The organism is Streptomyces sp. NPDC045695 (assembly GCF_056432025.1).
The window spans coordinates 455282-479643 of record NZ_JBWKJU010000001.1 but is presented as its reverse complement, the minus strand read 5'-3'; the positions used below and the strand labels follow the sequence as shown (position 1 = coordinate 479643).

The 24362-nt window shown below is 73.8% G+C and carries 21 protein-coding genes; 4 read left to right on the top strand and 17 right to left on the bottom strand.

Annotation, left to right across the window (positions count from 1 at the left end):
- Window positions 1–12: 12 nt before the first annotated feature.
- From AC07DU_RS02165 to AC07DU_RS02145, 5 genes are all read right to left on the bottom strand, one after another.
- A complete protein-coding gene (locus AC07DU_RS02165; protein WP_360890136.1) occupies window positions 13–423 on the bottom strand; it encodes a roadblock/LC7 domain-containing protein in 411 nt (136 codons plus the stop codon).
- Between the two features lie 80 nt (window positions 424–503).
- Window positions 504–1292 (bottom strand): transcriptional regulator, encoded by a 789-nt coding sequence (locus AC07DU_RS02160; RefSeq protein WP_479109147.1) that lies wholly within the window; start codon window positions 1290–1292, stop codon window positions 504–506.
- On the bottom strand, window positions 1289–1699 hold the full coding sequence (locus tag AC07DU_RS02155; protein ID WP_453371088.1) for a hypothetical protein: 411 nt from the start codon (window positions 1697–1699) through the stop codon (window positions 1289–1291). Before AC07DU_RS02155 ends, AC07DU_RS02160 begins: the two co-directional genes overlap by 4 nt.
- A gap of 159 nt (window positions 1700–1858) precedes the next feature.
- Window positions 1859–2101: a helix-turn-helix domain-containing protein gene (locus tag AC07DU_RS02150; RefSeq protein ID WP_453371089.1), complete on the bottom strand. Its 243-nt coding sequence runs from the start codon at window positions 2099–2101 to the stop codon at window positions 1859–1861.
- Between the two features lie 126 nt (window positions 2102–2227).
- Window positions 2228–2791 (bottom strand): TetR/AcrR family transcriptional regulator, encoded by a 564-nt coding sequence (locus tag AC07DU_RS02145; protein WP_479109145.1) that lies wholly within the window; start codon window positions 2789–2791, stop codon window positions 2228–2230.
- A 157-nt stretch (window positions 2792–2948) separates the two neighbouring features.
- On the opposite strand from AC07DU_RS02145, the gene AC07DU_RS02140 reads away from it, so the two are divergent.
- Window positions 2949–4154 carry a PucR family transcriptional regulator gene (locus AC07DU_RS02140; protein ID WP_479109143.1) on the top strand — a complete coding sequence of 402 codons (1206 nt, stop codon included), beginning with the start codon at window positions 2949–2951 and terminating at the stop codon, window positions 4152–4154.
- Between the two features lie 52 nt (window positions 4155–4206).
- Here AC07DU_RS02140 and AC07DU_RS02135 read toward each other — a convergent pair whose 3' ends face one another.
- The 3 genes from AC07DU_RS02135 to AC07DU_RS02125 all read right to left on the bottom strand — a co-directional run bounded on the left by AC07DU_RS02135 (window position 4207) and on the right by AC07DU_RS02125 (window position 7901).
- The gene (locus tag AC07DU_RS02135) at window positions 4207–5646 is read right to left on the bottom strand and encodes a helix-turn-helix domain-containing protein (protein WP_479109141.1); all 1440 of its coding nucleotides are present in this window, start codon (window positions 5644–5646) and stop codon (window positions 4207–4209) included.
- 189 nt (window positions 5647–5835) lie between these two features.
- Window positions 5836–6291, bottom strand: a complete 456-nt coding sequence (locus tag AC07DU_RS02130) for a (2Fe-2S)-binding protein (protein WP_453371092.1) — start codon at window positions 6289–6291, stop codon at window positions 5836–5838.
- A gap of 23 nt (window positions 6292–6314) precedes the next feature.
- Window positions 6315–7901: a xanthine dehydrogenase family protein molybdopterin-binding subunit gene (locus AC07DU_RS02125; RefSeq protein WP_479109139.1), complete on the bottom strand. Its 1587-nt coding sequence runs from the start codon at window positions 7899–7901 to the stop codon at window positions 6315–6317.
- A gap of 688 nt (window positions 7902–8589) precedes the next feature.
- Here AC07DU_RS02125 and AC07DU_RS02120 point away from each other — a divergent pair.
- Window positions 8590–10011, top strand: coding sequence for a PP2C family protein-serine/threonine phosphatase (locus AC07DU_RS02120; RefSeq protein ID WP_479109137.1), 1422 nt, complete (start codon window positions 8590–8592; stop codon window positions 10009–10011).
- Window positions 10012–10101: 90 nt separating this feature from the next.
- Here AC07DU_RS02120 and AC07DU_RS02115 read toward each other — a convergent pair whose 3' ends face one another.
- Entirely contained in the window at window positions 10102–11598 is a 1497-nt protein-coding gene (locus AC07DU_RS02115) for a DNA-binding protein NsdB (RefSeq protein ID WP_453371095.1), read from the bottom strand.
- A 231-nt stretch (window positions 11599–11829) separates the two neighbouring features.
- Between AC07DU_RS02115 and AC07DU_RS02110 the strand changes: the two genes are divergently transcribed.
- On the top strand, window positions 11830–12954 hold the full coding sequence (locus AC07DU_RS02110) for an aminoglycoside phosphotransferase family protein (RefSeq protein WP_360889601.1): 1125 nt from the start codon (window positions 11830–11832) through the stop codon (window positions 12952–12954).
- Between the two features lie 209 nt (window positions 12955–13163).
- Window positions 13164–14957 carry a 3-oxosteroid 1-dehydrogenase gene (kstD, locus tag AC07DU_RS02105; protein WP_479109135.1) on the top strand — a complete coding sequence of 598 codons (1794 nt, stop codon included), beginning with the start codon at window positions 13164–13166 and terminating at the stop codon, window positions 14955–14957.
- 10 nt (window positions 14958–14967) lie between these two features.
- On the opposite strand, the gene AC07DU_RS02100 is transcribed toward kstD, so the two are convergent.
- From AC07DU_RS02100 to AC07DU_RS02065, 8 genes are all read right to left on the bottom strand, one after another.
- Window positions 14968–15468 (bottom strand): hypothetical protein, encoded by a 501-nt coding sequence (locus AC07DU_RS02100; protein ID WP_360889595.1) that lies wholly within the window; start codon window positions 15466–15468, stop codon window positions 14968–14970.
- Window positions 15469–15614: 146 nt separating this feature from the next.
- A complete protein-coding gene (locus AC07DU_RS02095; RefSeq protein WP_479109133.1) occupies window positions 15615–18467 on the bottom strand; it encodes an ATP-binding protein in 2853 nt (950 codons plus the stop codon).
- Window positions 18468–18631: 164 nt separating this feature from the next.
- Complete coding sequence (locus AC07DU_RS02090; RefSeq protein ID WP_360889589.1) at window positions 18632–19039, bottom strand: ACT domain-containing protein; 408 nt, start codon at window positions 19037–19039, stop codon at window positions 18632–18634.
- A gap of 292 nt (window positions 19040–19331) precedes the next feature.
- Window positions 19332–19559 carry a DUF397 domain-containing protein gene (locus tag AC07DU_RS02085; protein WP_453371164.1) on the bottom strand — a complete coding sequence of 76 codons (228 nt, stop codon included), beginning with the start codon at window positions 19557–19559 and terminating at the stop codon, window positions 19332–19334.
- Window positions 19560–19692: 133 nt separating this feature from the next.
- On the bottom strand, window positions 19693–20868 hold the full coding sequence (locus tag AC07DU_RS02080; RefSeq protein ID WP_479109131.1) for a thiolase domain-containing protein: 1176 nt from the start codon (window positions 20866–20868) through the stop codon (window positions 19693–19695).
- Complete coding sequence (locus tag AC07DU_RS02075; protein ID WP_479109129.1) at window positions 20865–21959, bottom strand: thiolase domain-containing protein; 1095 nt, start codon at window positions 21957–21959, stop codon at window positions 20865–20867. Before AC07DU_RS02075 ends, AC07DU_RS02080 begins: the two co-directional genes overlap by 4 nt.
- Complete coding sequence (locus tag AC07DU_RS02070) at window positions 21959–22921, bottom strand: Zn-ribbon domain-containing OB-fold protein (RefSeq protein ID WP_479109127.1); 963 nt, start codon at window positions 22919–22921, stop codon at window positions 21959–21961. The genes AC07DU_RS02075 and AC07DU_RS02070 overlap by 1 nt, the downstream gene beginning before the upstream one ends.
- A 497-nt stretch (window positions 22922–23418) precedes the next feature.
- Entirely contained in the window at window positions 23419–24219 is an 801-nt protein-coding gene (locus AC07DU_RS02065) for a crotonase/enoyl-CoA hydratase family protein (protein ID WP_479109125.1), read from the bottom strand.
- Between the last annotated feature and the right edge of the window lie 143 nt (window positions 24220–24362).

Sequence of the window (24362 nt, the reverse complement as noted above, 5' to 3'; positions counted from 1 at the left end):
CCGGTACGCGGCTCACGCGGGCGCGGCTTCGCCGCCGCGCCGCCCGAGGGTGTGGTCGATCAGTTCGGCGATGCGCAGGCTGGAGCGCCGGGCCTCCAGGTGGAGGCGGCCGACGTTGACGCGCGACTCCGCCGTCAGGGTGAGGACGGCCACCAGACCGGCCGCGTAGGTGGCGACGTAACCGTCCTCACCGCGTACGAGCAGCTCGCGGAACGCGCCTTGACCGGTGCAGTCGCTCAGGCGCTGGGCCACGCCGAGTGCGGCCGCGGTCAGTGCCGCGACGGACTCGGCCTCGGTGGCGGCGCTGTCCTGGGCGAGGACGAAGCCGTCGGTGCTCGCGGCGAGCGCGCCGGTGAGCTGGGGTACCCGCGCCCGCAGCCTGCGGAGCTCGGCGAGTATCTCGGCCTCCGCCTCGGGGGGCACCGTACTCATGTCTGGCTTCCTCCTTTCGGGCTGCCTCCGCTCGGAGCGGTCGGCGCGCAGGGCGGGTCGCAGCGGGAGCCTCACAGGCTTGCCTCCAGTGCGTCGCGTAACCGGCGGAGCAGCGCCACGTCCGGGGACTGGGTCTGGGTGATCCAGTCGGGCAGGGCATCCACGACGGGCGGCGGGGCCGGCGCGTGCGGCGTCTCGACCAGTCCGGCCGCGGCGAGGCGCCGTACGTCGAGCAGCGTGTGGAAGGCGGGCCGGCCCAGCACCCATGCGAGGTCGGCCGGGGTGCGCACGCCGTCGGCCTGGCGCAGCAGCAGCCGCTGCCGGACGGTGACCGTCTGGCCGGGCGCTGCGGCCCGGGGCACCACGGGGGCGGTGTCCAGCAGCGGGTAGGGCCAGACCGCGTCGAGCAGTTCCCGGCGGCGGCAGGTCTCCCGCTCGACGGCGGCGGCCGCGACCGAGCGCACGGAGCCGATCCAGTGCGTGGCCCCGCGGCGGAAGCGGGAGGGGCCGCTGCCCGGGGAGAGGGCGAAGAAGGCGGCGTCGAAGATCGCGGCGAGATGGCATATCTCCAGCTCGCCGCCGGCCAGACCGCCGCTGTCCACGAGGAAGCGGGCGACCTGGCGGCGGGCGCCGGCCCGGTCCACGGCCTCGCGCCAGCGCTCGGGGGCGAGGCCGCCGCCGGTGGTGAGCAGGACGTCGAGGCCGGGGGTGGCCGGGCTCTCGGCGTGCACGATGCGGCCGTCCTCCAGGAAGAGGGTGCCTCGGTCGCGCAGCAGGGCGCCGGTGGCGCGCTCGGCGGCGAGCCGGGTCAGGAGGGGGGAGACGGCGGCGGGGCCCGGCGCCGTGGCCTGGGCGGTCATCTGAGCACCAGCCCCTCGGCCAGGACGCGGAGTCTGTGACGGGCGAGCGCGAGGTTTCCCTCGGCGCGGTCGAGCCACAGGTGCAGGAAGACGCTGCTGTCGAAGCTCGTCTCCACGAAGCGCAGCACGTGGTAGCCCGTGCGGGTGGTGACGATGAGGTCCTCGACGGGCGGGCCGGTCACCTCGGCGCCCGAGGGTGAGGGCGCCGCTCCTGCCGGGGCGAAGGACTCGTACTCGGCGGCCGCGCGGGCCAGCTCGGCGGTCTCGGCGGCGGTGGTCTCGTGGTCGCCCACGGGCGACTCCCCCGCGGTGCCGAGGGCCAGTCCGCTGCTCCAGTCGACCAGCGCGGCCCCCCGCGCACCAGGCAGGGCCATGGCTTCGAGCAGGCATTCGTCGATCCCGGGCACGCGGGCTCCCCTCCCGGCCGGACGTGCGGTGTGCACGGTCTACGGCGCGACAGGAGGGAACTTACTCAACTTCCGCAGTGCGAAAAGGCGTTCTGGCATTTTCCGCTGGAACATGCCATGAAGCGTGCGAGAGCTTGGCCGGAACGCGTCGGAAAGTGATTACGAAGCGAGCGGAAGATCGTCCGCGAGGCGGAACGAGCCGCCCTCGCGCTGGACGTAACCCTCGTGGCTGAGGGTGCGCAGCAGGTGGTAGACGGTGGGCAGGGGGATCCCGGTGAGCCGGGAGAGCCGCTTGGCCGTGGCTCCTCCTTCGGCGTGCATCGCCTCCACGAGGCGCAGCGCGCGCTGAACGGAACCGATCAGGGTGGGCGTGGTGTCCTTTTGACTGTGGGCTGTTCCCATGAGTGGTCCCCCTGCTCCGGTACGACGCCTGGCCGATCCATCAAAGTCGTTCACACGCCGCAAAACCAGCAGACTCGCGTAAACCTGAGCATAAGATCACCGCCTCCCGGCCCGGGACGGGAGCCGTCAGTCAACGGGGCGCTCCGGGAGGAGCCGTTCGACCATCGTCTCGATGAGCCCTTCCACCGTGTGGGACTCCAGCACGGCCGGCGCCGTCAGGTCGTCCACGATCAGGCCCAGCATCGCGAGGTACAGCACGGCCACGCCCTGCCGGTCCCCCGGCAGTCCCGCCCTCAGGTGCCAGGCGATGTTCGCCTCGAGCTCGGCGTCCTGGAAGCCCGCCAGTGCCGCCTGGAGTTCGGGGCGCCGGGTGCCCTCCAGCCGCAGTTCCAGCATCGCGATGTGCACACTGCGCTCGCGCCGCATCCGTTCCACGAGCTGGCCGAGCAACACCGTGGTGTCCAGCGGGCCGGTCAGGTCGGCCTCGTCCGGGACCAGCCGCTCCCGGGTGCGGTGCAGGATCTGCACGAGCAGCTGGGCCCGGTTGGCGAAGTAGTTCGAGGCGGTGCCGGTGGGCACGCCCGCCTCCGCGTCCACGGCGCGCAGCGTCAGGCCGCGCGATCCCTCGCGCGCCAGGACTTCGATGGCGGCGTCGAGCAGCGCGGCGCGGCGCTGCGGGTTCTGGCGCATGGCGGTCCCTCGGAGTGGTGCGGCACCTCACGGTGAGCACTTCAAGTGCAGTGCTCACCTCACGGTAGCGGACGCGCCCGTTCCCGGCCCTTGCCCCGCACCCTCCGCCCCGCCGCCCCCTCCCCAGCGGCCCCCGACCCGTGTCAGGCTGCCCGCCATGGAGCGGATCGTCGAGGAGATACGCGAGGACCTGTCACGCCGGATCGCCGTGGCGGCGGACCGGCTCGCCGACCGGACGCTGACCGAGGACCCCGCGTACGCCGCCCTGCTCGGCCGGGCCGAGCTGCGCGAGCGGATCCACCACCACCTCCACCAGGCCGTCGAGGGCCTGGTCCGCAGTGCGCGCGGCCTGCCGCCGGAGCTCGCCGACGCCCGGGCCGCCGGCACGCTGGGGGCCGAGCGGGGGTTGCCGCTCGCCTCCCTCCTCGGGCCCTACCGCCGCGGCGGCCGGCTGCTCTGGCAGAGCGTCACCGAGGCCGTGGCGGCGCACGACCGGGCCGAGCTGCCCGGGCTGCTGGCGGGTGCGGCCGCCCTGTGGGACGTACTGGACCAGATGACGGACGCCATGGCCGAGGCGTACCACCGGACGCGGGCCGCGCGCACCGAGGGGGAGGGCGAGCGCCGGGCGGCCCTGCTGGACGTGCTGCTGGACGGTACGGGCACCACGGACGGGCCGACGGCCGCCGAGGCCGCGTCGCGGCTGGGCCTGCCGGAGCGGGGCCGGTTCGCGGTGGTCGTGGTGGCCGACGGCGGCGGGGGCGCGAGCGCGCGGACGACGACCGGGAGGGCCGGCGACGGCGCCCCGCGCGTGCTGTGGCGGATCCGCGCCGGCGCGCGGAGCGGCCTCGTGGAGCTGGGCCACCATCCGCTGGAGTCCGTACGGGACCTGCTCGCGCCCCTCGGCGTACGCGCCGGGGTCGGCCCGGTCGTCGGGGCGGCGGCCGAGCTGGCCGGGGCGCACCGGCTGGCCGTCCTCGCCCTGCGGACCGCTCCCGAGTCCGGCGGCCCGCGCACCGCGCTGCTGGACGAGGGGCTGCCGGCGGCACTGGTCGCCGCTCAGGACGAACTCGCGGGCCGGCTGCGGCAGGTGGTGCTGGGGCCGGTGCTCGCGCTGGCGGCGGAGGACCGCCGGGTGCTCCTCACCACCCTGGGCGTCTGGCTGACCTGCCAGGGCTCGACGACGTACGCCGCGCAGCGGCTGTACTGCCACCGCAACACCGTCTCCAACCGCCTGCGCCGCCTGGAACGGCTCACCGGCCGCTCGCTCTCCGACCCGCGGCACGTGGTGGAACTGGCCCTGGCGCACTCGGCGGTGACCCAGCGGGGCACCGGGGAACCGGCGCCTCCTGCGCGTGTGCGGTGACGGTGTCACCCGGTGAGGTACCCGGCGGGATCACCCGGATCACCCGGTGAGGTCATCCCGCGAGTTCCTCCGCCCGGTGGGCCAGCCACAGGTCGTGGCGGGCGCTCGGCGACTGGAGCAGGGAGCGTTCGAGGAGCGCCTCGATCCGGGTCAGCCGTTTGCGGGCGCCCGGCACGGAGATGCCCAGGGCGGCGGCGGTCGGGGCCAGTTGGGCATCGTGGTCCAGCCAGGCGCGGACCGTGGTGCGGGCGTCCGGCGGGGCCTCGGGGCCGCTGAGCGGGCGCAGGTGGCTCCGAGCCCAGTCGGTCAGGCGCGGATCGCGCAGCACCTCGTCCAGGTCCGCTTCCGTAGCCGCGGCGGGCCCCGGGACGTACGGGTCGCCCGCGCCCCGGGTCAGGCGCAGCGCGAGCGAGAGGGCGGCCTGGTCCGCGAGGCGCGCGAGGTCCAGCCCGAGGACCGCCTCGATCAGCCGGAGCCGGGTGGCCAGGGTGTTGCGGTGGATCTTCAGCAGCCGCGTGGCGTGCGAGGTGAACTCCAGCCAAGCGTGAGCGGTGGCGCGCAGCTCCTGCGGGCCGGGGTCCTGGGCGCGCCGGGGCTCGTACGCGTCCAGGGGCGCGAGCAGGGCCGCGGCCCAGCCGGCCCCGGCATCGTGGGCGGCGAGCGCCAGCTCGGGTCCCGGCCCGAACCGGGCGTGCCGTTCGCCCCGGCCCCGCGCGACGGCCAGGGCGTGGAAGGCCTGGCCGTAGGCGGCCGGTGCCTCGCGCAGGGCCGCTTCCCCGCTGACCCCGACCGCGCAGTGCCGCGCCACGTCCACCAGCGCCCCGGCCAGGGGGTCGTGGTCGGCGCCGGCTCCCGCCGGGCCGGCGGGGACGAGCACGATGAGGTGGCGCACGTAGACCGGGCAGTGCACGATCCAGGCCCGGCCCCCCGTCAACTCCGAGCACCGGCGGGCCACTTCACCGCGCTGCCCGGCCGGGCATTCGACGACGTACATCCGCATCGGGTCGGGCAGGGAGGGACCGAGCGCCTCGGCGACCTGGTGGGCGGTGGAGATCCGGCCGTTCATCAGCAGGTGCAGCACCGCCTCGCGGGCCCGCGAGGCGGCGAGTTCGGCCCGTTCCTCACGCCGTGCGGCCTCCTCGGCGCGCAGCACCAGCGCCAGCGGTACGGCGGCGTCCGCGAGCAGGGTGGCGGCGTCCGGGTGGTGGGGCCGCGACCGTACGCAGGCCAGCGCCCGCCCGTCGTGGAGCGCGAACAGCAGCGCGGCGCCCTCACCGCTCTGCACCACGGCCGACCGCGCGCCGCGTGCGCTCATCTCGGCGGCGCCGAGCACGGCGGCTTCGGGCACGGCGGGTTCGGGCCCCAGGGCCCGGTGTGTGTCCACCACTCCGGTCCAGCCGTCCAGGCGGGCCGCGAGCCACTCCAGCAGGACGGCCGAGCCACCGGTGTGGGCGAGCCGGTGGATCTTGAGAATGTCGTCGGACCTGGACACGGCCGCATTCAACCACCCCGGCTCACTGTGCGCCGTGATACCGGTCTCGCCCCGTCACCGTGCGCAGCGAACCCTGCGTCCGGGGCCGCCCCCGCCTAGATTGGGCGACGAGCGGTCGGTCCCCGGCGCTGTCCGGTGATTCGCTGTCGATGATTCGGGGACGGGGGAAACGCCGGGGTCCGTCGCTGCTCACATCTTGCGCGCCGCGCTGCGGATGGCCTCGCGGATACGGAAGTACGTGCCGCAGCGGCAGATGTTGGCGATGGCGTCGATGTCCTCGTCCGTGGGCTCGCTGGTGCGCCGCAGGAGGGCGACGGCCGCCATGATCTGGCCCGGCTGGCAGAAACCGCACTGGGCGACGTCCTGTTCGAGCCAGGCCTCCTGCACCGGGTGCAGCTCGTCCCCGTCGGCCAGCCCCTCGATGGTGGTCACCGCCCTGCCCGCGCACGCGGAGACGGGCACCACGCACGGGCGGACGTCGGCGCCGTCGAGATGGCTGGTGCAGGCCTTGCAGACGTCCACCCCGCAGCCGTACTTGGGGCCGTGGACGCCCAGCATGTCGCGGAGCACCCACAGCAGGGGCAGGTCGTCGGGGGCGTCCACGGTGACGCTCCGCCCGTTGACGGTGAAGGTGTGCGAGGGCACGGCGTACTCCTGGCTCCGGCGGACTAGCGCGGGTAGGGGGTGAAGTCGACGTCGAAGTCGAGGGGGAAGCTGCGCGGCTTGGATCCGGTGGCCCGGGCCCAGGCGTTGGCGATCGCGCCGACCGCGGCGGGGACCCCGAGCTCGCCCGCGCCGCCCGGATCCTCGCCGGTGGCCGGCAGCACGAAGACCCGTACGTCGCGCGGGGAGTCACGCTGCTGCGCCCAGTGGAACTGGCTGTAACTTCCCTCCAGCGGCAGCCCCTTGTCCAGGTGCAGCCCGGCGCGCAGGGTGGTGGAGATGGCGTCGGTGAGGCCGCCGATCATCTGGGCCTCCAGTCCGCGCGGGTTGACGGGCAGGCCCACGTCCACGGCGATGACCGCCTTGGTGACGCGGACGTGTTCCGGGTCGCGGGTGTCGATCTCGACGAGACACGCGGTGCGGGACTTGTACTCCTCGTGGAAGGCGATGCCCTGCGCGCAGCCCGCCTCCATAGGCCGCCCCCACCGCCCTTCCGCCGCCACCTTGTCGAGTACGGCGCGCTGGGCGGCCGTCTTGAGGAAGGTACGCCGGAACGCGTACGGGTCGCGTCCCGTGCGCGCGGCCAGTTCGTCGACGACGATCTCCTCCGCTCCGCGCGTGTTGGCGGAGTACACCGAGCGCCAGGAAGCGGTGGGGATGCCGGTCGGCACCTCGGTGAGCGCCTGGGTGGTGAGGCCGAAGTGGTACGGGGACTTCACCGTGGTCAGGAAGAGGGTCTGCGCGAGGGTGGCGTTGCCGATGCCGAGCGGCAGGCTCGCGGCGGTGGCGCTGATGATCTCGCCGAGCCCGTGGCGGAAGTCGGTCTCGGCGGCGGCGACGCGGTGCTCGAAGCTGAGCACCTCGCCCAGCAGGTGGGTGGCCCGGATCTTGTGGTGGGTGGCGGGGCGCATCCGGCCGTGCCGGGTGTCGTCCACGCGGGTCCACATCAGCTTGACGGGGCGCCGGCAGGCCTTGGAGATCCGCGCGGCCTCCAGGGCCGCGTCGAAGAAGAGCCGTCGGCCGAAGGAGCCGCCGGCCTGGACCACGTGCACCGTGACCTTGTCCAGGGGCAGGCCGAGGTCGGCGGCGATGGTCTCGCGGGCCACGATCGGGGACTTGAGCCCGGACCAGATCTCGGCCCGGTCCTCCCGGACGTCGGCGATGGCGCAGTTCGTCTCCATCGGGGCGTGGCTGACGAAGGCGAAGTCGAACTCGGCGTCCACGTACGGGGTCAGCAGCGGCGGCACCAGCAGCGGCGGGGTCGCGGCGCGGAGCTTGCGGCGGATCTCGGCGTCGGACAGCTGGTCGGCGGGGCCGGGTCCCCAGGTGACCTGGAGGGCGGACTTGGCCGTGATGGCCTGACCGAAGGTCTCGGCGACGACGGCGACCCCGGTGGGGACGCTCACCACGTCCAGCACGCCGGGCATGGCCCGGACCGCGGCGAGGTTGCCGACGGCGCGGACGGAGCCGCCGAGGGTGGGCGGGCGGCGCACCACGCAGGGCTTGGCTCCGGGCACGTCGAGGTCGAGGGTGTACCGCTGGGCGCCCGTGACCATGGCGCGGGCGTCGACGCGGCTGATGGGCCGGCCCACGAGGGTGTGCTGCGCCGTACAGGTCGCCGAGGTCGATGACGTCGGCGATGGCGGGCAGGGACGGGACCACGGCGCGGGCGGGCTGCGGGGCCAGGGCGTCGACGCCGGCGCGGGTGACGAGGGCGAGCGTCGGGGCCGCCACGAGCAGGGTGAGGAAGGAGCGGCGGCTCTGCCCGGCGGCGCGGTCCTGCCCGGTCATGTCGTCGTTCCCCACCCACGCTGCGCGGGTCCGCCCGCGCGGACCTCCCCGGTGCATTACCGACACGTAGAGTAGCGATCGGGGCCTGGGGTGGGAAGCCTCGGGACCGGAAGCGGGCTCACCCTTTCGGGGGGATCGGGATGGGCGGAACGATCCGCGCACCCATGCGATCACCTTCGCGCGAGGGCCTCGTACACCTCGGCCGTTTGATCGAGCCGCACGGGCCTGAACGCCGCATTCCAGCCACCTCTGCCAGGGCGGACTCGACGGGGTCGGCTGGTGCCGGCCGCCCGCCGCTCCCCCTGGCCGGAGCGCGCCTGACCTGATTCGTTCGCACGCGGAGCAACGGCCGCAAGGCCTACGGCATATACCAGAAGCAAGAACGTTGCGGATGTTGCCAAACGTCTTACACGCCGTCGCGGCCTGTGCAACAGTCGTTACCGGTCCTTCCTTCAGACTTGGCCGTGCCGCGCCTGTATCGGAGTTCTCATGCCGTCCCACCTGTTCGCGGACCGTCCCGCGCAACCGCCCGAGCCGGGGTCGGTGGACGCGCTGATCTCCCAGACCCGGCGGCTGCGGGGAGAAGTGGACGCGGTCCGCCGCGACACCGTCGTCGACGACGACGACGCCCAGGCCCGCTGGCAGCGCGCCCTGTGCGATCTCGCGGTCCACCACCTCGACGACCTCCGTGAGCACCTCGGTCAGCTCAAGGAGGGCCTGCCGCCCGTCCCCGAGACCATCGAGCTCCCGCAGGCGCCCCCCGAGACCGGGCTGGAGGCCCAGACCCGCGTCGGCAGCGCCGAGTGGAACCTGCTGACCGACGAGGTCAGTTGGTCCGACGAGCTGTTCCAGATCTTCGGACGCTCCCCCGAGGCCGGCGCGCTCCCCCTGGACGAGCTGGGCTCCACCCTGTTCTCCGAGGACCAGCCGCTGCTCACCGCGTGGGTCACCGCCTGCCTGGTGGACGGCAAGCCGATCGACGGCGAGTTCCGCATCGTCCGCGCCGACGGGCGGGTCCGGACCCTGCACATGAGGGGTGAACCGGTACTCGACTCCGACGGCTGCACGGCCTCCATGTGGGCCGTCATGCGGGACGTGAGCGAACTGCGCCGCAGCCAGCGGGCGGTGCGCGAGTCCCGTGACTCCCTCCAGCGCCAGCGGGAGATCGCGCAGACCGAGCACCGGCTGGCGGTCGAGCTCCAGGAGACCGTGCTCCCCCCGTGGCGCGGCTCCCTGCGGTTCCCGTACAGCAGCGCGGGATCGCTGGACGTGGCCGCGCACTACCTGCCGTCCGCGACCAGCGCGCTCATCGGCGGCGACTGGTACGACGCCCTCGAACTGCCCGGCGGGCACTCGATGCTGACGGTCGGTGACCTGACGGGGCACGGCGTGAGCGCCACCTCCGGGATGGCGATGATGCTGGGGGCGCTGCGCGGCATGGCCATGGCGGGAATCGAGCCGGGTCCGCTGATGGGCTGGCTCAACCAGCTGTTGGAGACCTCCGTACAGCCCGCGCTCGGCTCGGCCGTGTGCTGCCGCTACGATCCCGCCCGCCGGGTGCTGTCCTGGGCGCAGGCCGGACATCCGGCCCCCCTGCTGTTCCGCCGCGGGTCGGGCCGTTCCCTGCTGCCGCCGGAGGGCGTCCTGCTGGGCGCCACCTCCGGAGCCTCGTACGAACAGGCCGAGGAACGGCTCGAAGTGGGTGACCTGCTCGTCCTGCACACGGACGGACTCACCCCGCGCAGCATCGAGTTCAGCCGGGCGGACGGCACGGAGCGGCTGCTGGCCCTCGCGCCGCGGTTCGCGGCGGCGCGGTCGGCGCAGGACTGCGTACGGATCGTGATCGAGGAGTTCGGCGAGAGCGAGCGGGAGGACGACGCCTGCGTGCTCGTCGCCCGGGTGGGCGGGTAACACCCCGGACGTCCGGGCTCCGGGGCCGCGCCGCACGGCGCGGCCTCTCTCGTCTCCGTATCCGTCTTCCTCTCAGACCCCTTTTTCCTCCTAGACCCCTTTGGCGCGCGGGCGCGGGGGCACCGGCATGTCGGGGAGGGCCAGCTTGATCTCCTGGCGGAGCTCCTCGATCCGCGCGTAACCCGAGTACTGGGTGGTGAGCCGGTACATTTCGCGCAGCCGGTCCCAGGTCCGGTGCGAGGAGGTCTCGTTCATGGAGACCAGCGCGAGGCGGGCGTAGCGGTCGGCCTGTTCCGGTTCGTCGGCGATGAAGCAGGCGGAGGCCATCGAGATGTAGTCGAAGATCTGCGAGCGCTGGTAGCCCTCGCCGCGCAGGCGCAGGGCCTCCTTGGCGTGGCGCGCGGCGATCGGCGCCGCCGTGGCGTCGTGGTCGGCGAGGGTCCGGTACGCCAGGGCCTGCATGCCGTGCAGGTCCGCCTCGTCGAAGTGCTGCATCCAGCTCGGCGGCGGCACGTCGCCCTTGTCCGAGACGAACAGGTCCTCCGCCTCGCCCAGGGTGCGGCGCATCGCCTGGCCCTTGCCCAGGGCGGCCTGCGCCCAGGCCTCGACGGTGTGCAGCATGGCGCGGGTGCGCGGCAGGGTCTGTTCGCCGGAGCCGGACTGGGCCAGCCTCATCAGGTCCAGGGCCTCGTTCGGCTTGCCGAGGTGGACCATCTGGCGGGCGGCCCGGGACAGCGCCTCGCCCGCGCGGGGGCGGTCACCGCCCTCGCGGGCCGCGTGCGCGGCGATGACGAAGTACTTCTGCGCCGTGGGTTCGAGACCCACGTCGTGGGACATCCAGCCGGCGAGCACCGCCAGGTTGGCCGCCACCCCCCAGAGCCTGCGCTGGAGGTGGTCCGGGTGGCGGTAGGCCAGCATTCCGCCGACCTCGTTCAACTGGCCGACGACGGCCTTGCGCTGGAGTCCGCCCCCCCGGGAGGCGTCCCAGGCGCGGAACACGTCGACCGAGCGTTCCAGCGCCTCGATCTCCTGGGAGCCGATCGGGGCGGCCTCGTAGCGGTCGTAGCCCGCCTGGTCCGCCGGGAAGGCGTCCCCGAAGGGCCGGGCCTCCTTCGCGGTGGCGGGGTCGGTGTGGAGCCAGTCGTACATGGCATTGCTGAGGACGGAGCCGGCGGTGAGCACGGCGCCCGCGCCCATCAGACCGCGACGGTTGAGCATGAGGTCCATTCCCGTGAATTCGGTGAGGACCGCGGCTGTGCGTTCGGGCGCCCACGGCATTCCTTCGGGGTTCTCACGAGCCCCGTCCGGCTGCCGTCTGGTGGTGCGCCGCTGCCGTACGAACCCGAGGTCCTCGATGGTCACGACACGACCGAGCCGCTCGGTGAACAGTGCTGCCAGTACCGTGGGCACCGGCTCGCGGGGGGCCTCCCCCATGTCGATCCAGCGCCGCACCCGCGAGGTGTCGGTGGCCAGTTGGGGGTGGCCCATGGCCGCCGCCTGCCTGTTGACCATCCTCGCCAGTTCGCCCTTCGACCAGCCGGCCAGGCCGAACAGGTCGTTCAAGCGGGTGTTTGGACCTTTGCTCACGTCAAGCCCCCAGGTTCTCGGCTGGGTTGACAGTAGCCCGCCGTCAGATGCCCAGCGACTATTCGCCAGGCTTCGCCAGGGCACGCCCGATGGTTCGCCACGGTGCGCCGGGTGTCAGGTAGGAATGCGCCTCCCCGCCCCGGTTCACCGGCGGAACTCCCCAGGGTGAAGCACGGGATCCGGCGGGGCGGCGTACGTCACTCGTCGGCGCACGAAGGGATCCGTATCACCATGTACGCAGCAACCTCCTCCGTGTCCGCACCGGTCCGGTCGCACCGCACGCTCCCGGCGGGCGGCGGGCCCTACCTCGACCCCGGCCGGCAGCCCGCCTCGGCGCAGGGCGCCGTCCGGGCGCGGCGGACGGCCAGTACCGGATCACAGCCCGTCAGCGGCAGAATCGACCTCTCGGGGCCGCAGGGGGCGCAACTGCGCACGGCGCTCGCCTCGGTGCAGCGGATCTGTCCCGAGTTCACGCCCGTGCAGGTGTTGCGGCGCAGCGGCCGCTCGGTGCTCCTGGTCGGCACCACCGGACGGATGACCGCCGTCGCGAAGGTTTTACTGGATCATTCGCCGGAGTGGCGCGAGCGCTACCGGCACGAAATAGCTGCGTACCGGGCCTTCGTCCGGCACCGCCCGCCGGTACGGGTACCCCGGCTGATCGCCGCCGACCCGGAGAACTGCACCCTGGTGGTCGAGCGGATGGCGGGCCGGGTGGCAGCGCTCCAGCGGCACCCGGTGGAGCCGCCGCCGCGGGTGGACCTGCGGGCGGCCCTGGGCGCGGTGTGCCGGGTCAACCAGTGGCAGCCGCCGGCCGAGCTGTTCGGGACTCCGATGAACTACGCCCGGCGGATCGCACGTGACTACGAGCTCGGGCTGCTGACCGACCGGGACCTCGGCGACCTGCAGAAGCTGCTGCACGGGGTGAAACTGTCGGGCACCGCCCTGCAGTTCAACCACGGTGACGCGCTGCTGTCCAACCTGCTGCTCTCCCCGGCCGGGCCGGTGCTGCTCGACTGGGAGCACGCCGGCTGGTACCTGCCGGGCTACGACCTGGCCACCCTGTGGACGGTGCTGGGCGACGCCCCGGCGGCCCGCGCCCAGATCAGCCGGCTCGCCCAGTCGGCGGGTCCGGCCGCGCGGGACGCGTTCCTGATCAATCTGATGCTGGTGCTGACCCGGGAGATCCGGATGTCCGAGACGGCGGTGCAGCGCTCGATGCTGGCCACCGCCCCGGCCCAGTCGCTGCCGACGGGCGCCCTGTCCTCGGGGGAGGAGCAGCGGCTGCTGCTCCGCCGTCTGCACGACGATGCGGGGATGGCGCGCAGAGCGGTCCGCGCGGCGGTCGGCACGCGCTGACCCGTCCCCCCTCCCTCGCGAAGTCCCGTGGCCCCCCACCGCCACGGGACTTCGCTCATGTGCGTCCGCGGGTCGGCGGGCGAGGCGGCGGGTGGGCGGGCGGCGACGCCGGATGCCTTGACATCACATGATCCCGCGAAGACCTTTTCTGACTCAGCATCAGACATGCTGGGATCACTTCCCGCCTCCCCACCCGCTGGAGCCTGCCCATGTCCGCAAGCGCTTCACGCACGTCGCCCGACGCCCTCCCGACCAGACGTACGGTCCTCGCCGGGACGGGGGCCGGGGTGCTCGCCGCCACGGTGCTGCCGTCGGGCGCCGCGCGGGCGGGCGGCGCCCCGGACGGCCCGCAGCTCGGCGAGTACGACGTCGTCGTGGCCGGTTCCGGGGCGGCCGGGATGACCGCGGCGCTCACCGCCGCCCGGCGGGGGCTGAGCGTGCTGGTGGTCGAGAAGGCACCCACCTTCGGCGGATCGGCCGCACGCTCCGGGGCCGGTATCTGGCTGCCCAACAACTCGGTGATCCTGGGGGCGGGCGTGCCGGACACCCCGCAGAAGGCGGCGGCGTACCTCGCGGCGGTCGTCGGGAGCGAGGTGCCGGCCGACCGGCAGGCGGCCTTCCTCGCCTACGGCCCCCGGATGCTGGACTTCGTGATGGCGAACAGTCCGCTCAGGTTCCGCTTCATGGAGGGGTACAGCGACTACTACCCCCACCTGCCGGGCGGGCTGGCGAACGGCCGCTCCATCGAGCCCGACCAGATCGACGGCCGTCTCCTGGGCGCCGAACTGGCCCGGCTCAACCCGGCCTACATGCCGGTCCCGGCCGGGATGGTGGTCTTCAGCCAGGACTACAAGTGGCTGAACCTCGCGGCGGTGAGCGCCAAGGGCCTCGCCGTCTCCACGGAGTGCCTGGCGCGCGGTACCGAGGCGGCGCTGCTCGGGGAGAAACCGCTGACCATGGGCCAGGCCCTGGCGGCCGGGCTGCGGGCCGGGCTGCTGCGGGCGGGGGTGCCGGTGTGGCTGAACAGCCCGCTGGTGGACCTGGTCCTGGAGGGGGGTGCGGTCACCGGCGTGGTGGTCGAGAAGGAGGGCGTACGGGGGACCGTACGGGCCCGGCGCGGGGTGATCATCGGCTCGGGCGGCTTCGAGCACAACGCGCAGATGCGGGCGCAGTACCAGCAGCAGCCGGTCGGCACCCAGTGGTCGGTGGGCGCGAAGGAGAACACCGGCGACGGGATCCGGGCGGGGCAGCGGGCCGGCGCCGAGCTGGCCCTGATGGACGACGCGTGGTGGGGCCCGTCGATCCCGCTGCCCGGGGAGCCGTACTTCTGTCTCGCCGAACGGACCCTGCCGGGCGGGCTGATCGTGAACGCGAACGGCGCGCGGTTCGTCAACGAGGCCGCCCCGTACAGCGATGTGGTGCACGTGATGTACGAGAAGGACCGGCGGGCGACCGGCTCGCACATCCCGGCCTGGCTGATCGTGGACCAGAACTACCGCAACAAGTACCTGTTCAAGGACATCCTGCCGACCCTGGTCTTTCCCGACGCATGGTACGAGGCGGGCGCGGCGAAGAAGGCGTGGACGTGGGACGCGCTGGCCGGCCAGATCGGGGTCCCGGCGGCGGCGCTGCGGGCGACGCTGGGCCGGTTCAACGCGCAGGCGTGGCAGGGGGCCGATCCTGACTTCCACCGGGGCGACTCGGCATACGACCACTACTACACGGACCCCCAGGTGCAGCCGAACTCGTGCCTGGCGCCGGTCTGGGCTCCGCCGTTCTACGCCTTCAAGATCGTGCCGGGGGACCTCGGTACGAAGGGCGGCATCGTGACGGACGCGCGGGCGCGGGCGCTGCGGGCGGACGGCTCGGTGATCCGGGGCCTGTACGCGGCGGGCAATGCCAGCGCGGCCGTCATGGGGCGCAGCTACGCGGGGGCCGGATCGACGATCGGCCCCGCGATGACGTTCGGCTACGTGGCGGCCAACGACATCGCGGACGCGTGACCGGGAGGCGTCAGCCCTGCTGGAAGAGCTCGGCGGGGAGCGGCTTCAGGAGGGCGTAGAGGTCGTCGGTGATCGGGCGGTCCCAGCTGGCGATGGTGACCAGCACGTTGTCACTGCGGTCGAACTGGACGCAGGAGATGCGGGACTCCGACAGCTTGACCTTCCGGACGATGAGGAGGTTGTCGCCCTGCATGACGGGGCAGTCCTCGACACCGACGACGTCGACGTCCTCTTCGTTCTCCAGCGCGTCGAGGAGCTGGGCCACCTCGAAGGGGACCTCGCCGTCGGAGAGCTCCCGGGCGGGGGAACCCTCGGGGAGGTTTCCGATGATCATCGCGGGGCCGCGTCCGCCGAACAGGTCGTAGCGGAGGAAGACGCCCTGGCAGCTTCCGTCGGGCGCGGGCAGCAGCCCGGCCCCGAGATTGCCCGGCCAGTCCCCCGGGTCCATGGCCAGGACGTCGAAGTCCGGGCCGGCGGGTGTGGCGGCGCGGTGGCGGCGGAGGAAGGACATGCCGCCATGGTACGTGGCCGCGGGAGATTTCCGGCCCCGGGCCCCCATCCGGGCGGCGGCCCGGCTGGCGCGTGCCAGGCGTACACACGTTCGGGGGCTTGGGGCCCGGTCCCGGACGGTCACGGCCTCGAACCTGATGAACGAGTTCAACAACGCCGCTCGTAGGCCTCCAGGGCCGCCTGGAGACCCGACAGGTCGGTGCCGAGCTTGCGGCAGGCCGCCGACCGCAGCCAGTCCGGCTCGCGGTCCGGGGCGGCGGCCGCACCGCCGAGCGCCGTCCGCGCCGCCCGCAGCTCCTGCTCCGTGAGCGCGTCCGCCGGGGGCGAGGGGGACGGAAGGACGCCTCCGAGGCCCAGAAGGGCCTCGGCCACCGTCGCCTCCAGGCCGTCGGCGCCGCATTCCCGGGCCGTCACCAGGGCCCGGGCGAGCACGTCGGGGTCGCCCAGCTCCGTTCCGAGCGCGGCCAGTGCGCAGGCCAGTTCGTACCCCGCCGGGGAGGCCGCCAGCAGCGCCACGGCCTCCCGCAGCAGCTCTGCCCGGTCCTCGGGCGCCGCGACCTCGGCCGCGACGCGCAGGGCCTGGCCGAGGCCCGAGGGGGCGCCGAAGACGCGGGCCCGCCGGACGGCGTCGGCGGCCAGGGCCCGCGCCCGGTGCGGGTCGTCGGCCGCCACCGCCCGGGCCAGGTGCAGCTGCCACGGGCACCACGAGGGGTTCTGGATGCCGCGCGGGGTCAGCCGCCGGTCCACCTCCTCCAGTTCGGCGGCGGCCGCCTTCGTGTCGCCCCGGGCGAGGAGCAGTTCCGCGTAGACGGTCTGGGAGTCGGGGAAGACCACGGCCGCCGGGAAGGGCCTGCCGTACTCGTGTTCCCGTGCGAGCTCCCAGGCCTCGTCGGCCCGCCCCCGCGCGAGCAGGGTCGTGAGGAGGATGGCTATGGCGTACCAGTGCACGGGCGTGCGCCGCCCCACGCGTTCGGCGAGCCGCAGCCCGGCCCGCGCCAGCTCCTCGGCTTCCGCGAGCCGCCCGCGCCGGAAGCGGGTGTAGGCCCGCACGTTGTACGCGAAGGACAGGTGCGCCCCGTGCCAGCCCTGCCGCTCGAACGCGGCGGTGCCCGCCTCGGACAGTTCCTCCGCCCGTCCCGGCCGGTCGGCGTACACGTGCGCCATGGCCACGAGCACGGGCACCTCGAAGCCGCGGTCCTCCTGGGCCCAGCTGAGCTCCCGCTCCAGCGCCCGTCCGGCGTGGTGCAGGACCACGTCCACGGGCTCTCCGCGCAGGCAGGCGTCCCAGGCCCGCAGCCCGATGATGTACCGCTCGGTGAGATCGCGGCCGGTCAGCCGGTCGGCGAGCCGCGCCAGGCGCCGGGAGCGGGCCGGGGAGTCGGTCTCGGCAGCGTCGAAGGCGTCCCACATGAACTGCTCGGACTGCAGGCGCAGCCGGGCGCGGACGTCCTGGGTGTACGGGATCTCCTGCGCGAGCGCCCGCGAGGCGTCGGCGAGGCGGTCGCTGTGCGCGAGGACCTGGGCGAGGCGGATGACGATGCCCTGGCGCAGGGCCGGGTCGTCGAAGGGCTCGGCGAGGGCGGCCCGCAGGTGGTTGACGGTGTTCGCGGGCTCGGTGAGCAGGGAGGCGCAGCCGAGTTCGTACAGCACGGCCGCGCGCTCGTCGAAGCCGGGCGGTTCGCGCAGGGCGCGGGCGAGCTGGCGGCGGGCCGCCTCCGGGGCGCCGGCCCGCAGGTTCTCGGCGGCGGCCTCGCGCAGGGTGCGCACCACCCAGGGGTCGTTCTCGGGATGGGTCTCCAGCAGGTGGCGGGCCGCCGCGGAGGAGCCGAGTCCGGCGTCCACGACGGCCGCCGCGGCCCGCCCGTGGAGGGCCACGCGCAGCGCGTCCGGGATGGACCGGTACAGGGCGGTGGCGATGAGGGGGTGGACGAACTCCAGCCCGGAGCCCGGTTCGTGCGCCGGTGTGGCCTCGGCGGCCGACAGGATGCGGGCGTCGCGCAGCCGTGCGGTGGCGTCCACGGCCTCCTCGGCGCCGAGGGCGGCGACACGGGCGGCGAGGTCCTGCGGGATGGCGGTGCCGAGGACGGCGCAGGCCCAGGCGAAGCGGACGGTGGACGGGCCGAGGCGTTCGAGGCGTTCGACCAGGCCGCTGCCGCGCTGGGCGGCGGCGAGGTCGCGCAGCAGCGGCGCGTTCGCCGCGACCGGGGGCACGCCCTTGTCGCGGACCCTGGCGGTGAGTTCGACGGCCTCGAAGGGGTTGCCGGTGGTGACGGCCCAGGCCTCCCGGCAGAAGGCGTCGTCGGCGTGGTCGCCGACGGCCTCGCGGACCAGGGCGGCGACGGCGTGCTCGGTGAGCGGCGCCAGGGGCAGCGGGCGCTGTCCGGCCCGGCCGGGCAGCGTACGGAAGGCGTCGGCGTGCACGGGCAGTTCGTCGGGGCGGTAGGCGACGGCGAGGAGCAGCGGGAGGTGTTCGGCGCGCGGAGCGTAGGCGGCGAGCCAGCCGAGGGACTCGGGGTCGGCCCAGTGCGCGTCGTCGAGGACGAGGACGACGGGGGCCCGCTGGACGACGAGGTGGGTCAGCACCCAGTCGAGTCCGTCGCGCAGGCCCTGGGGGTCGGGCGGCGCGCCCTGTTCCGGCGCGCAGAGCCCGAGGGCGGGGCCGACGATCGCGTACCAGCTCCCGAGAACGGCGCGCAGCTCCTGCTCGGAGGATCCGGCCAGCAGGGGCTGGATGAGCTGGCGGGCCACGTGGAAGGGCTGGCCCTGCTCCTGTTCTCCCCCGCGGGCGGCGAGCACGGTGCAGGAGCGGGCGAGCGCGCGCCGGCGCAGTTCGGCGAGGAGGGTGGTCTTGCCGAGGCCGGCGGGACCGGAGAAGGCGAGCAGCGCGCCACCGGCGTCCGGCCCGGGACCGGTGAGCTGGTCCAGGGCCTCGTCGACGAGCGCGAGTTCGGTCTCGCGTTCGACCATCGTGCGCCGCAAACGGGTCCGGCGGTCCGTCATGGCTGGTACCCCCCAGGCCTGTTCGGAAGATCAGCGTACGCCCGCGCACACAGCGTGTGATCCCACTGCCGGGAAAAGAGGCCGATCTTCTTTCCGGCCTCGTCCTCCCGGCTCGTCTTGCGGCTTCTCTCCCGGCTCGTCTTGCGGCGTATCGTCCGGGTGGTTCAGGTCCGCGCGGAACGGGCCGCGAGGTCCTCCAGGACCGCCACGGCCTCGGCGGCCCGCTCCGCGGCCACGAAGAGGTGGTCGTGGTGGTAGCCGGCGATGACGTTGCAGCTCAGCCCGTGTGCGCCGAGCTCGGTGGCGAAGGCCGCCGTGAGGCCGACGGCGTCGAGGGCGGAGTGGACCCGCAGGGTGATCCAGCCGGCGGTGTAGTCGTAGGCGAGACCGGCCGCGTCGGCGTCCTCCTGGCGCAGGACCAGGGTGAGGCCCTCGGGTTCCAGGATCGTGGCCACGGGCGCGGTCCCCGCCGGGACGGTGGGGCCGGGGACGGTGCAGAACACGTACACGCCCTCGTTCAGCTCGGGCCGCATACCGCTCAGCAATGTGCGCAGGTCGCTCTCTCCGCTCATGGCGCCACCCTAGGCGCTGTCGTCAAAGTAGCGTCGGTCAGGCCCGCGGTGTCCGGTGCCGTGCATCGCAAGGCGGAGGGGCGCCCGTGTACGGGACGTACTCGGGCGCCCCGACAACGCGGCGAGGTGCGGCGCCGGGCGCCGCGGGCCAGGCGGGACTTTGACGACAGCGCCTAGGGGCGCCCGGCGGCCCGCCGACCCCGCCGGGAGGACCCGGCGGCCACCGGGGGGCGGTGGGGCCGCCCGGTGGTACGCCGTGTGCCGCCGGTCGGGCAGGTCAGGTGAGGCGGGATCAGGTGAGGTCGAATTCCCCGCCCCGGGCGTTCAGCACGAACTTGTGCCACTCGTCCGGCGTGAAGATCAGCGAGGGGCTCTCGGGGCGCTCGCTGTTGCGCATCGCGATGAAGCCCTCGACGAAGGCGATCTGAACGTCACCCGCTCCCCGGCTGCTCGACTGCCAGTCGGCCCCGGTGAGATCGAGGTCCGGCTTGCCCCAGCCAGCGAGGGGCTGTGAAGTCATGCTCTCGGCCACGTGCGTGCTCCTCCCGGTACGTCGTCCGGGGGCCAGGTTAGCCACCGCGGCGGGTGGCGCACAGGGCACGGTGAGTCACCCGTGGCCGGTGTGCCGCCCCCGTCACCGCGGTGCGGTCCGCTCAGCTGGTCGGTTCCTGCGCCCCCACCAGCCACATCGAGAAGAACTGCGCGCCGCCGCCGTACGCGTGCCCCACGGCCCGCCGGGCGTCCGGAACTTGGTGTTCTCCGGCCTGGCCGCGGACCTGGAGGGCCGCCTCCGCGAAGCGGATCATGCCGGAGGCGCCGATCGGGTTCGTGGACAGGACGCCGCCGGACGGGTTGACCGGGAGGTCCCCGTCGAGCTCCGTCACCCCGGCCTCGGTGAGCTTCCAGCCCTCGCCCTCCGCCGCGAAACCGAGGTTCTCCAGCCACATCGGCTCGTACCAGGAGAACGGCACGTACATCTCGACCGCGTCGACCTCCCGGCGGGGGTCGGTGATTCCCGCCTGCCGGTAGACGTCGGCCGCGCAGTCCTTGCCGGCCTGCGGGGAGACGAAGTCCTTGCCCGCGAAGAGGGTCGGCTCGCTGCGCATCGCCCCGCCGTGCACCCAGGCGGCCGGCTTCGGCGCACGGGCCGCGCCCGCCCGGTCGGTGAGGATCATCGCGCACGCACCGTCGGAGGAGGGGCAGGTCTCGGAGTACCGGATCGGGTCCCACAGCATCGGCGAGGCCTGGACCTTCTCCAGGGTGATGTCGTGCTCGTGCAGGTGCGCGTACGGGTTCTTCAGCGCGTTGCGCCGGTCCTTGTACGCCACCAGCGAGCCGACCGTGTCCGGCGCGCCGGTCCGCCGCATGTACGCGCGCACGTGCGGGGCGAAGAACCCGCCGGCCCCGGCGAGCAGCGGCTGCTGGAAGGGGACGGGCAGGGACAGGCCCCACATGGCGTTGGATTCGGACTGTTTCTCGAAGGCGAGGGTGAGCACCGTCCGGTGGACGCGCGCCGCGACCAGCTGGGAGGCGACCAGGGCCGTGGAGCCGCCGACCGAGCCGGCCGTGTGCACGCGCAGCATGGGTTTGCCGACCGCGCCGAGCGCGTCCGCCAGGTACAGCTCGGGCATCATCACCCCCTCGAAGAAGTCGGGGGCCTTGCCGATGACCACCGCGTCGATGTCCGCCCAGGTCAGTTCGGCGTCCGCGAGGGCGCGCGCCGCCGCCTCCCGGACCAGTCCGGCGATGGACACGTCGTGGCGGGCGGCGACGTGCTTGGTCTGGCCGATCCCGACGACCGCGACCGGCTCTTTACCCGTAGTGCTCACCGAACGTCCCCTTCCAGGACGGCGACCAGGTTCTGCTGGAGGCAGGGGCCGGACGTCGCGTGGGCGACGGCCCGGTCGGATTCGCCGCGGTGGATGCGGGCGGCCGCCTCGCCGATGCGGATGAGACCGGCGGCCATCATCGGGTTGGCGGCGAGGGCGCCGCCGGACGGGTTGACGGTGACCCCGTCCCCGTCCCCGTCCCCGAGCCCGAGCCCGAGCCCGAGCGCCTTGCGCAGCACGACCTCCTGGGAGGAGAACGGCGCGTGCAGTTCGGCCGTGTCCACCGGGGCGTCGAAGACGCCCGCGCGCTGCGCGGCGAGCCGGGTGGACGGCGAGTCGGTGAGGTCGCGCAGGCCGAGGCCGTGGGCTTCGATGCGGTGGTCGATGCCCGTGATCCAGGCGGGACGTTCGCACAGCCGCCGCGCGGTGTCGCCGGCGGCGAGGACGACGGCGGCGGCGCCGTCCCCGATGGGCGGGCAGTCCCCCGTGCGCAGGGGTGCGACCTGGTAGTCGCCCTGCGGAACGTCACCGGCCAGCTGGGCATGCGGATTGGACCGTGCACAGGCCCGGCTGCGGGCGCCGATGGCGGCCAGGGCCGGCTCGTCGGTCTCGCCGGCGTCGATGAGCGCCTGGGCCTGGAGCGCGGCCAGGGCCACGGAGTCGGGCCAGAGCGGAGCCACGTAGTACGGGTCGAGCTGGCGGGTCAGGACGTCCCGTACGGATCCCGGCGAGGACTTCCCGTACGCGTAGACGAGCGCGGTGTCGGCCTCGCCGGTCTGGATCTTGACCCAGGCCTCGTAGAGGGCCCAGGCGCCGTCCATCTCGACGTGGGACTCGGAGATGGGCGGCCAGGCGCCGACCCCGTCGAGGGTCATGGTGAAGGAGAAGGCCCGGCCTGCCAGGTAGTCGCTGGAGCCGGAGCAGGTGAAGCCGATCTCGCCGGCCTTCAGTCCGGTGGCGGCCAGCACCTGGTGGAGGACCGGCATGACCATCTCCACTTCGCTGAGCTCGTCGGTGCGGCGCAGGTGGTCGCTCTGCGCGAAGGCGACGACGGCCACGTCGCGGGCGTACCTCGGCGGCGTCTTCGGCATCAGATGAGCTCCTTGTACGCGTCGTAGTCCACGTCCGGCTCGCCGGTGGGGCGGTAGTGGTCGGGGTAGCGGCCGCCCTCGGTCCAGACCGGCTCGACGCGCAGGCCCATGCGGACCTGGTCGTACGGGATGCCGCCGATCCGGCCGTGGAGGGCGAGGCCGGCGCCGTCGAGGGCGATGTGGGCGTAGACGTACGGGACCTCGATGTCGAGGTTCCTGGCCTTGATGTTGACGATGCAGTAGGTGGTGACCGTGCCCGCCGGGCCGACCTCCACCTGGTCGGTGGTGGCCACCCCGCAGGTGGGGCAGGCGCCGCGCGGCGGGACGTACACCTTGTGGCAGGAGGGGCAGCGCTCGCCGACGGTCCGCCGCTCGGAGAGGGCGTTGATGTAGGCGGTCTGGGCGCGGCCGGGACTGTAGACGTAGTCCAGGCGGGCCTCGGCGACGATGCCGGTGACGGCGTCGGCGAAGGCGCCGTCGTGCGGGGCCGCGTCGTCTTGGGCGGCCGGGCCGTCGTACGGCTCGAAGCAGGCGACGTCGGTGATGGCTCCGACGCGGTCGGCGGCCCAGCGGACGCGGACGCGCATCCCGGTGCGCACGGCGTCGGGGCCGGGCACGTCGAGGGCGTGCAGGAGGGCGGTGTCCGCGCCGTCGAGCGTGACGAGCACCCAGGCGAAGGGAGTCTCCAGCGGCTGGTGGGGGCGGGGCCGGCCGTTCCACGCCCAGGTGGTGACGGTGCCGGTGGCCGCGACCTCGACGAGCTCGCGGATCTCTTCGGCGGTGACGGGGTCGTACTCGACGGGCGGGACCATCACCTTCCCGCCAGTGGTCTTCACCCCGAGGACGACGCCTTCGCGCAGCCCGGTGAGAAAGGCGCTCTGCACGGGCCCGAGGGACCGGGTGAAGGGAAACTCGACGACGAGCGGCGCGCGGAGCACCTCCGGTGGGGAGGCAGCTGTCATGGTGGCTCTCCGATGCGGTCGATTCGATTACGAGAGGTCGCTACGCGGTCCGACACGAACCCGCGCTCTTACAGCCCGCCGGGCCCATCCAGCCCTGCCGGGCACGCCCAGCCCTGACGGGCACATCCAGCCCCGCCGGGCACACCCAGCCCCGCTGGCACATCCAGCCCCGTCGGCGCTTGAGGCGCGGGGCCCGGGGGCAGAGCCCGCTCTTTCAGCCCCACCGGGGCACATCCAGCCCCGCCGGCACACCCAGCCCCGCCGGCGCTTGAGGCGCGGGGCCCGGGGGCACATCCAGCCTCGCCGGCGCTTGAGGCGCGGGGTCCGGGGCGGAGCCCCGCTCTTTCAGCCTCGCCAGCACATCCAGCCTCGCCGGCGTTTGAGGCGCGGGGTCCGGGGCGGAGCCCCGGCAGCGGCGCCGCACCCCGCGTCCGGCCCGGCACGGCAAGCACCGCACCGCACGGCACCGCACCGGCCCCGGCCCGCAGCCGGGAAAACTACTCGCGCCGATACACCGCCGGCCTCTTCTCCGCGAACGCCCGCGCCCCCTCCTTCGCGTCCGCCGTGTCGAAGACCGGCCACCCCCGCAGCAGCTCGGCCGCCAGCCCCTCCCCCTCCGTCAGCTCCGCCGCCTCGTAGACCGAGGCCTTGACCGCCTCCACCGCCAGCGGCCCGCACGCGTTGATCCGCTCCGCGATCACCAGGGCCTCCTCCAGAGCCCTGCCCTCCGGCACCACCCGCCCGACGAGTCCGATCCACGCCGCCTCCTCGGCGGTGTACGGGCGCCCGGTCAGCAGCATCTCCAAGGCGTGCGTACGCGGGATCTGCCGCGGCAGCCGGACCGTGGAGCCGCCGATCGGGAACAGCCCCCGCTTGACTTCGAAGAGCCCGAAGGTGGCCCCCTCCCCCGCCACCCGGATGTCCGTACCCTGCAAGATCTCGGTCCCGCCGGCCACGCAGTACCCCTCCACCGCCGCGATCACCGGCTTGCGCGGCCGGTGGTGGCGGAGCATCGCCTTCCAGTGCAGGTCGGGGTCGGACTTGAGGCGGTCCCGGTACTGGTCCCCCGCCATGCCCTTGCCGGCCAGCGCCTTGAGGTCCATGCCGGCGCAGAAGTCCCCGCCGGCGCCCGTCAGCACGATCGAGCGGATCTCGTCGTCGGCGTCCGCCTCCAGCCAGCCGTCGTACAGCCCCACCAGCAGCGGCAGCGAGAGCGCATTCTTCGCCTCGGGCCTGTTCATGGTGAGCACCAGCGTGGCGCCGTGCCGTTCCACGGTCAGGTGTTCCGTCCCACCCATTGCCGTCCTCCCGTCTCAAGACCTAGAACAGGTTGCAGTAGGGGAGGGTGCAGTTCAATAGTTTTCTGACACTCAGTCAGATTTCTTGAGCGGCTCCCTTCCCAGTTGCCGTCTCCGGCGCTCTAATGACCGCCGGGCAGACC